This window comes from Roseateles rivi, assembly GCF_043555845.1.
Lineage (GTDB): Bacteria > Pseudomonadota > Gammaproteobacteria > Burkholderiales > Burkholderiaceae_C > Roseateles > Roseateles rivi.
Map to the genome: position 1 here is coordinate 1 of NZ_JBIGHZ010000021.1, position 471 is coordinate 471.

General features: G+C 65.8%; 1 protein-coding gene. It reads left to right on the forward strand.

What is annotated here, in order from left to right; translation table 11 throughout:
- On the forward strand, positions 1-471 hold a 471-nt coding region (locus ACG0Z6_RS16615), incomplete at both ends, for a branched-chain amino acid ABC transporter permease (protein WP_394463463.1).

Sequence of the window (471 nt, forward strand, 5' to 3'; positions counted from 1 at the left end):
ACAGCAGATCATCAACGGGCTGGTGCTGGGGAGCATGTACGCGCTGGTGGCGCTGGGGTACACGATGGTGTACGGGATCATCAACCTGATCAATTTCGCGCACGGCGAGGTGTTGATGGTGGGGGCGCTGGTGAGCTGGACGGTGGTGAGCGCGCTGCAGGGCTATGGGCTGCCTGGGTGGGCGCTGATGCTGGTGGCGCTGGGCTGTGCGGTGGCGGTGTGCATGGCGCTGAACTATGCGATTGAGCGCGTGGCGTACCGGCCGCTGCGGCGTGCGCCGCGCCTGGCGCCGCTGATCACGGCCATGGGCATGTCGCTGCTGCTGCAGACGCTGGCGATGATCCTCTGGAAGCCCAACCCCAAGCCCTTCCCGCAGCTGCTGCCGGCCGAGCCCATTGAGGTGATGGGGGCGGTGATCTCGGTGACGCAGGTGCTGATTCTGGTCAGCACGCTGGTGATTTTGGTGAGCCT